Raw genomic sequence first — 7,642 nt, 5'->3', positions numbered from 1 at the left:
AAGTATTCAGGCAATAATAACTTGAGTAGGTCTTCTGTTTTCATCCTCTGCAAAAATATCAATTTTTAATATTAATCCCCAACTTTTGAAACTGATCCCATGCTTTTAGGTTGCCAACTTTTGTATTTATTTTCAATATTTTTGGAAAGAAATTTGCTTTTTAGGGTGATGGGGTTTAAAATTTGTGTTTTTTTAAGCTTATTTTAAGATAAAATTTGATAATATTCGTTTATTTTTGTCGTTTAAACTATAGTAAATAATCTTGTAATGCTATTAACCGAACTTACACAACTTGTGCTTGCACAGGCAATAACGCCTGCTGTTACAATCAAAAAAACTGAATTTTCATTTTGGGAAATCCTTTTTCATGGTGGTCCTTTTGCGAAAATTGTAATGGTAACAGTTCTTTTGTTGGGTGTTTTCTCTGTTTATCTTTTTTTTGAGAGGTTTTTCTTCATCAGGAGAATGGCTTCCAAAACCGATTCTAATTTTATGAATAATATTGAAGATTTCATAAGAAACGGAAAGATTGAAGCGGCAGCAGATTATTGTAAGACCCAGAATTCTCCTGAATCCCGTATTCTAGAGAAAGGGATATCGAGATTGGGAAGACCTGTTTCAGATATTGTAAGTGCAATGGAATCTCAAGCGCAGGTGGAAGTCGCCAATATGGAAAAAAATCTTAACCTTTTGGCGGCCGTACCAAGTATTGCGCCTATGTTGGGGCTTTTAGGAACTGTTATCGGGATGATTATTGCGTTTTTTGATTTATCTCACTCGGAAGGTGCATTCTCTCCAAAAACACTTTCGGAAGGTATTTATACAGCATTGGGACAGACTGCTGTTGGTTTGGCGGTGGCAATTCCTGCAAACTTTTTTTATAATCTTCTGCTTACAAGAATAGATAAATTTATTTTGAGAGCTCAGAATATTTCTGGAGAATTTTTAGATATTATCAATAAACCTTTATAATCGCGAAGGATGAAAATTCAAAGAAGAAACAAAGCGCATCCGGAATTCAGTTTAGCAGCAATGACCGACGTTATTTTGCTGATGCTGATTTTCTTTATGATTACCTCTTCGGCGGCAAACCAAAGTGCGATAGATGTAAGCTTGCCAAAAACGGCAAGTGTGGAAAATAATATCTCGAATCCGATGACGGTAAGCGTGAAATCTGACGGTTCTTATTATGTAGATGATAAACCTGTTAAAAAAGAATTGGTAGAACAAACGATAATTAACGACTTGCAGAATAAATCGTCTCAATCTTTTACGATAAGAGCAGATGAAAATACAATGCATAAAGATGTTGTTTTCTTAATGGAAATAGCCGAAAAACATAAACTTAGCATTGCTATTGCCACGGTAAAAGAATAATAATAGCTTAAATCTGTATTTTTGATGCAATAAATAGAAATGAAAGGTTATACAATAAATAAAAACGAAGAATATAAGGATAAGATTAAAAGTGCAGTGCTTTCTGTGTTAATTTGGTCTGCTGTCTTATTATTTGTTTTTATCTACAAAATGAAACCTAGTGTGCCTGAAAAGAAGCCGGAAGTAATTACAACAATGCTGGTTAATTTCGGAGATAACAGAAACGGGTCAGGCATTGAAGAACCGGCAAATCAGGAAGGGAGTTTGGCGGCTAAAGCTATTGAAAATACTCCTGAACCTATCGAAAATAAGGTGTCTGAGCCTAAAACCATTATAAATCCCGAACCTAAGCCAGAACTAAATAAAACTGAAGCTAAAGATCGCTTTATTACCGGAAATAATACAAAACTTACAGTACCTAAAAAAGAAGAATCGAAAACAAATAGCAAATCTTCTGCAAGTTCGACTCTTAAAAGTGCAAAGCCATCTTCTAATGCCGCAAATTCTAAAATAGGTGTAGGCGATGGCAAAGGAACTGCAGCTATTGGAAATTTATTAAATGGGAGAGGTACAAAAGCTGGAGGTCAAGGTACTGGGAAAGGAATGGGCAATGCCGGCGATCCTTTGGGAGGTGATGGAAATGGTGATAGTAAAATTGGAATCGACAGAAGGTTGGTGGGATATATTCCGGGAACAATGGGAAGAGGGGGTGCGCAACCGAGTCATAATTGTTCAGGAAGCGGATCTATAACAATTTCATATACAGTAGACAAGGCAGGAAATGTTGTTTCTGCGAGGAGATCGGGAGGGATTTCGGATCCCTGCATTGTTTCCACTTCGGTCGGTTGGGTAAAAAAATATGTAAAAGCTGAAAAAGCTTCGGTATCATCAACCGGTAGTTACAATATTACTTTCTAAAATATAATAACTGTCCCTCGGGGCAGTTTTTTTATTCAATATAATATTAATAAAAACTTATTCTGAAAATCTTTCAGTTTATTCCCCAAAATCTTAATTTTAAAAATTCATAAAAACTAAGGAGTTGTATTTTAATCATTGTTAAGTGTTTAATTTTTAGTGATTTAAAATATTAAAAATATTTTTTCGTAACTTAGCAGACTTTTTATAAAAATTTTAAATATATGACAAATTCTAGAGCAAGAGAAACCACCGAGGCAATTGAAAGACTTTACATTTCTATGAGACACCTGTTTTATAGAGGTTTTTTCAAGCCGAGCGGAGTTTCAGGAGAAAGCATTAGAAGTTTGTTGAAGACGATCAATCCGGAAATTTACGGTACCATGAGTATTCCAAGCAAATTGGAATTGGATGGTTTGATGTATGTTTTAGACAGACTTCCAGAAGGGATAGAAGAGTGTGCATTCATTCATCTTACATCGGATGAAGGTTTTGATAAAGGAAGCTTTGAGCCGATTGTCCCTAAAAAAAGAAGAAGAAACTGTTACAGAATAGACGAGCACCAAATGAACATTGAGGTACTTTTGGGACGTTCCGAAATTTATGATATTCTTACCCATTTAACATTTCTTTTTATTGAAGCAGATAAAATAAGAAACCTTGCGTTTATTCAGAATGAAAACTGGAAGCCAACCAGAGCTTTCAAAATTATTGAAGAAGTAGTAAAAGGCGAGAAGAAATTCAGCAGAAAAGAGAAAGAGGTTGCCCTGATTCATTTATCTTCTTTAATAGGAAGAACCTTCGATGAAACTTTAAACGCTTATAACACTTTTGGCGAAGACGATAATCCCGACAGATTATTCAAAATCATCTACCATTTGGCAAAAGTAAGTTTGGAAGATGCAAAACAGATCCGCGAAAGAGAGATTTATTTCAGTGCAATTCTGAAAGAAAGAGTGGGGCATCATTATTTTGGTGAAAAATGGGCTCATAAAGTAAAAGAAGTTTTGTTTGAAAATAATCTTCACATGCGTCCGTTGCACATTATTTCTGCGAACATGCATTCGGTGAAAAATATGCTGTATGCTAATGATGCTCTCAAGAAAAAACAAAGCAAAGAGGTAGATTACAAACTGTATGAAGAGATTTCAAACAAAAAAGATCTTAGAGATAAAGTTTTAAAATATTCTTTAGAACAGGGTTTAATTTATATTGATGACAATACGGGGAGCAATATTGATGTTCAGATTATTGATTTAAGTAAAATTGATTTTAAAAATACCCCGTTTAGTCATACCAAGTTCAGTGGTGATGATGTAGTTTTGGTTTTTGATTATGCTTTCGGAGAACAGGCGTATGAAATTATGGATGAACTTCTAAGACCTTTTGAACATAAAGGAGAAGTTTATATGATGAAGGTAAAATCTGTTTCAATTATGGGAAAAGCGGGTATTCTTGCGGGTGGAAAAGGGGATATTATGATCCCAACTGCCCATATCTTTGAAGGAACTGCAGATAATTATCCTTTTGAAAATGCGTTAAAACTGGATGATTTTCAGGATGATGAATTAAGAGCTTTTGAAGGACCGATGATTACCGTGTTAGGAACATCCCTTCAAAACCGGGATATCCTTTCTTATTTTATGAATACTTCTTGGAAGGCTATTGGGCTGGAAATGGAAGGAGCTCATTATCAGAAAGCCATTCAGGTTGCCTCAAAAATCAGACATCATATTGCACCGGATCTTTTCGTAAGTTATGCTTACTATGCATCAGATAATCCTTTGGAAACGGGTGCTACACTTTCTTCAGGCGGTTTGGGATTAACAGGAGTGAAACCTACCTATCTAATTACTCTAAGAATTTTAGAAAAGATTTTAACATTTGGGGTGAAATGAACTTATACTAGGTAATTATGAGTATTTAACAGTTTATTAGTGGTAGAATTGTATGATGTTTAGGAATATTAGTTTATATGGCAATTTTAGTTAAAAATAATTCAATAAAAATTTGTGTGTTTTTATTTTTGTTTTTACTTTTATAACGTTAAATCCAAAAAATAAACGTTATGAAAAAATTAAATTTAGCAATTTTATTGCTTTTAACAGTACTTGCTGTTTTCGCATGCTCTAGACATGAAGAAGAAATGTCAACAGAGTCTACAAAAACTTCTAGATTGAAGAGAAATGATTTAAATTCAAATCGAATTTATGCGAACACAACCGTTGATAGTATTTCCAGAAATTTATTTATGTATGGAGTAAAATCTTATTCACTTGACAATAATAATAAAGTGATATTTCAAACTTATGGAGATTTTAAAGTTAACGAGCATACAGGAAATATTTCAAATTATCAGTTTACATTGAATGGAGACTCACTTCGGTTAAATACAAGCTATTTACTATTTGTAAATACTGATTCACAATTGAAATTACAAACACCCTATGGAACTAGCACAATTGACAATAATTTTGATTTTTCAACAATCAATTTAGAGACAATGCTTTTGCTTTCAGTTTATGGAGAAATTTTTAGTAAACAAAATGATAGGGACACTTATGCAAATCATTCAGCAAGAATGATGGCAGGAGGGTGTCCATGGTGGGATACATATTATGTTTCTGGTTGGGGTTATACCCCAGATGCAGCTTGGTCTGATTATAAATATAGTTTATCTCATGGTATTGGATTACCAAGTGGTGGTCATTGTACAGCTATTGGCAAACCACATTTACAGGAAAATGAATTTAACATAGGTATCGTTAAGTATTCATGGTATCAAGTTAACGGAGCTTTTTGTTGTCCATAAATCTTACACACTACAGTTATGAATATATCTATTGGTCCATTTAATTTATATTTTTTAATATTTATACAGATATTACTTTATATAATTGGTTTGTATCTCATTATTAAAAAAAATCTTGGTATAATTCCCGTTTTGATAATGTTGTTTTTCCCTTTTCTCGGTTCTATAACTATAATTTTATTTAGTATTTTTAACTCAAAGAAAAAAAATATTAAAGTGAGGTAGATTTAAAATTTTATAATTAAAAAGCTGTTTCAAAAGTTTTGAAACAGCTTCTTTTTAATATGTTTGCTTTTTGATTTATAAATAAAATTATACAAAAAATCATTTTAATGAAAAAATCAGTTGTAATCTTGTTTGCATTTATTTTTATGCAATTTCAGGCTCAACAAGGGGCATATTATCAGCAATTTGCAAAATATAAAATGGATATTGATGTAAATGCAGAAAATTTTACCTACAACGGAACCCAAGCCTTAGAGTACTCCAACAATTCCCCGGATGAATTAAAAGTTGTTTACTTTCACTTATACTGGAATGCCTTCAAACCCAATTCTATGATGGATCAGAGAGTTGCCGGACAGGGGAAAAATGGTGATTCAAGGTTGCAAAAAAACGGAATTTCCAGGCTGGCTGCAATTCCTAAAAATGAAGAAGGTGCACAAAACATTCACTGGATTAAACAAAACGGGAAAAACCTTAAGTTTGAAATTCAGGAAACCATTATGAAAGTTTATTTAGCAGAGCCTGTTAACCCTCATTCTAAAACTAATTTTACATTGGAATGGGATGCTGTAATTCCTCAACAAATAAGAAGATCAGGAAGAAATAACAGGGAAGGTGTGGATATGACCATGACACAATGGTATCCGAAAATCGCAGAATATGATTACGACGGATGGGCAACTTTCGATTATGTTGGAAGAGAATTTCATGCACCATTTGCAGATTTTGATGTAACGATTAAAATCAATAAAGACTATGTAATAGGAGCTGGAGGAACACTTTTGAATCCTTCAGAGGTGAAAGGCTACGAAAGTTCAGCAAAAATTAAAGCCGATAAAAACAAAGCAACCTGGAAGTGGTATGCCAAAAATATGCTGGATTTTGCGTGGGCAGCAGACAGAGATTATTCTGTAGAAAGTTTTGAGGTTCCGCAAGGCCCGAAAGTATTTTTTGTTTATCAGAAAAATGATAAAACGAAAGCTTGGGGTGAGGCAAAACCTTATGTTACAAAATATTTCCAGATTATGAATTCCCGGTTCGGGAAATATGCTTACCCTTCTTATGCTTTCATTCAGGGAGGAGACGGCGGAATGGAATATGGGATGTGTACTATGATTTTAGGTGAAGCAGAAAATGTTGAAGAGTTAATGGGATTAATGGTTCACGAAGGCTCACATTCCTGGTATCAGCAAATGTTGGCTACTAATGAGTCTATGCGTCCGTGGATGGATGAAGGTTTCACTAGTTACGCAGAAAGTATTGTGATGCACGAATTGTTTCCGCCTAAAGACAACAGACCTAATCCTTTTGTTGAAAAAATTGATGCGTATAGAAATTTCATTAAAAGAGGAATAGAAGAGCCTGCTGTTTGGCTGGGAGATCATCACGATAACGGAACGGCATATTCTTATGCTAGTTATGTGAAAGGAGAATTGTATCTGGTTCAGTTGGGATATATTGTGGGTGAAGAAAATTTAGCCAAAATTATGCAGGAATATTTTAAAGAATGGAGCCTGAAACATCCTACAGACAGAGATTTCTTGCATATTGCACAGCAAATTTCCGGGATGGATCTGAAATGGTTTCAGCATTATTGGATCAATACCACGAAAACCATTGATTATGGGATTAAAGATGTAAAATACGATGATAAATCTACAACGATAACTTTAGTTAATAATAGTCAGGTTCCCATGCCGATTGATTTTTCTTTGATAACAAGCGATAATAAAGTAATTCAGTATTACATTCCTTTAAACATGACACGTACCTGGAAAACTAAGGATGCATACGGAGATTTCACTACTTTGAAATACTGGCCGTGGACACAGAAAGAATATACGTTAACCGTTCCTTACACCAAATCTCAGCTTAAAGTTTTAGGAATAGATTTCAGCCAAAGAATGGCAGATGTAAATCCTGCAGATAATTTTGTTGAGGTAAAATAATTCATAAAGATGGCCCCTGAAATTTATATTTTGGGGGTTTTTAATTTTAAAGTATGGATAAGCAAGAATTATTAAAATTAGTTTATGAAGAAATAGACTTTAGCGAAGGAGAACTAAAGGAGGATGAAATTGTTTGGAAAAATATTTTTGGAGCAGAGCATTTCGTTTCCAAGTATAATATTGCTTTTCAAAATGATAGATTAGCTTGGTATGAAAATAATGATGCAAGCTTAGATGTTGTAAAATTAAAATTGAACAAAAATTTTTTTGATTATCCGTTTTTAATCATAACCCTGTAATGTTAGCAATAATAAGCCTTTCAAAGAGGCTATCTCCAAAATATCTTCGATTTAGCTTGTAG

General features: G+C 33.7%; 7 protein-coding genes. All 7 read left to right on the top strand.

What is annotated here, in order from left to right; translation table 11 throughout:
- Positions 1-267 precede the first annotated feature (267 nt).
- The 7 genes from IV513_RS14385 to IV513_RS14355 all read left to right on the top strand — a co-directional run bounded on the left by IV513_RS14385 (position 268) and on the right by IV513_RS14355 (position 7,580).
- Entirely contained in the window at positions 268-972 is a 705-nt protein-coding gene (locus IV513_RS14385; RefSeq protein WP_209391252.1) for a MotA/TolQ/ExbB proton channel family protein, read from the top strand.
- 9 nt (positions 973-981) lie between these two features.
- Entirely contained in the window at positions 982-1,377 is a 396-nt protein-coding gene (locus tag IV513_RS14380; protein WP_209391251.1) for a biopolymer transporter ExbD, read from the top strand.
- A 39-nt stretch (positions 1,378-1,416) separates the two neighbouring features.
- Positions 1,417-2,295, top strand: coding sequence for a ferric siderophore ABC transporter substrate-binding protein (locus IV513_RS14375; RefSeq protein WP_209391250.1), 879 nt, complete (start codon positions 1,417-1,419; stop codon positions 2,293-2,295).
- A gap of 224 nt (positions 2,296-2,519) precedes the next feature.
- Positions 2,520-4,193 (top strand): hypothetical protein, encoded by a 1,674-nt coding sequence (locus IV513_RS14370; protein ID WP_209391249.1) that lies wholly within the window; start codon positions 2,520-2,522, stop codon positions 4,191-4,193.
- Between the two features lie 170 nt (positions 4,194-4,363).
- A complete protein-coding gene (locus IV513_RS14365) occupies positions 4,364-5,107 on the top strand; it encodes a hypothetical protein (RefSeq protein WP_209391248.1) in 744 nt (247 codons plus the stop codon).
- Positions 5,108-5,439: 332 nt separating this feature from the next.
- Complete coding sequence (locus tag IV513_RS14360; RefSeq protein WP_209391247.1) at positions 5,440-7,281, top strand: M1 family metallopeptidase; 1,842 nt, start codon at positions 5,440-5,442, stop codon at positions 7,279-7,281.
- 53 nt (positions 7,282-7,334) lie between these two features.
- Entirely contained in the window at positions 7,335-7,580 is a 246-nt protein-coding gene (locus tag IV513_RS14355) for a hypothetical protein (RefSeq protein ID WP_209391246.1), read from the top strand.
- Positions 7,581-7,642 lie beyond the last annotated feature (62 nt).

The sequence above is a fragment of the Chryseobacterium sp. RR2-3-20 genome, from assembly GCF_017808115.1.
GTDB classification, from domain to species: Bacteria; Bacteroidota; Bacteroidia; order Flavobacteriales; family Weeksellaceae; genus Chryseobacterium; species Chryseobacterium oryzae.
The sequence above is the reverse complement of the archived record's forward strand: the minus strand, read 5'-3'. Positions and strand labels throughout refer to the sequence as shown.